1 protein-coding gene is annotated in these 1,094 nt (G+C 55.9%); it reads left to right on the plus strand.

Features of this window, described 5'->3' with window-relative positions; genetic code table 11:
- Positions 1 to 583: 583 nt before the first annotated feature.
- A complete protein-coding gene (locus ILFOPFJJ_RS34600; protein ID WP_173514868.1) occupies positions 584 to 1,048 on the plus strand; it encodes a phasin in 465 nt (154 codons plus the stop codon).
- Positions 1,049 to 1,094 lie beyond the last annotated feature (46 nt).

Here is a 1,094-nt window from a genome sequence, read left to right on the forward strand (position 1 = left end):
ACATCGTATCGCGTAGATCGCCAACCCGACAGCAGGGGAGGGCAAGGGGCCCCCGCACTCGGCAACGAGCAGATAGCTCAAGCCCAGTACAACGAAATGCGCTTGGAGCACGAGAAGCTTTTTTCGGCAGATTAAGCGTGACCTTCAGACAGCGGCTTACCTGCCCGGCCGTACAACGTCACTTCGCATTGTTCGACGATCGACAAATGTCAGACTACGGCGTCGTTGGTTGAATGATTGCCTTGTATTTAAATGAGTTTTTCATTTGGCACGCATATTGCTTTCTTCCTCCGCAAACGCGTCACGGACCGACAACAGTCGTGCGGAGAACCGAAATGTTACCGCAATTCCATCTTCCGGGGCTCCGGCCATACTACAGCAGTACATTCCGGATGCAGGAGAAGGAGGGCGCCGTACTCGCCAAGGAATGGTCGAGCCAAGTCTGCACAGGCGCCTCTGCCGTGGCTGTCCTCGGCGAGGATGGCAATTCTTCAGCCCCCGACCGATTCCCGGATAAAGGGCAACAGAGCAGACAAAGATGCACCGCATACAATAAACCATCGCTAACCAGAAGGATCCGGAGATGTCCAAGATCGCAGACAAGCTCAGCCAAACCGCTGAAACCGTCGAATATTTGGCATTTGACCCCAGTAAGGCCACCGATCAGGTCTACGAGGTCGCCGAAAAGGGCGTCGAGCAATCGAAAGAGGCGTTTGCCAAATTTCAGTCCGGTGCTGAAGAGACACAGAAAGCACTCAAACGGACCTTCGAGACCGCAATGTTGGTCGGCAACGAGCTGTGGCTGACGACGATCGCCGCGTTGCGCGCCAATACCGAAGCTGACTTTTCGCATCTTCAAGCTCTGGCCGGAGCGAAGTCGCTGTCCGAAGCAATTGAGCTGCAGACGACATTCCTACGAAAACGCGTCGAAATGGGCGTCAAGCAGGCCAATGATCTTTGGGCGTTCACCACCAAGGCGGTGATCGACATTTCCCAACCGGTCAAGGGCGCCGTCGAGAAGACACTCAGGGATCTCAAGGCCGCCTGACAGCGCAAGCGCCCGCTGCTTGGCAATGATGGTACCCGCGAGCGCC

It is taken from the genome of Sinorhizobium psoraleae, assembly GCF_013283645.1.
GTDB lineage: Bacteria > Pseudomonadota > Alphaproteobacteria > Rhizobiales > Rhizobiaceae > Sinorhizobium > Sinorhizobium psoraleae.

Bases quoted from the DNA above. Each gene is read 5' to 3' on its own strand.
- ILFOPFJJ_RS34600 (WP_173514868.1), top strand. From the start codon at position 584: ATGTCCAAGATCGCAGACAAGCTCAGCCAAACCGCTGAAACCGTCGAA.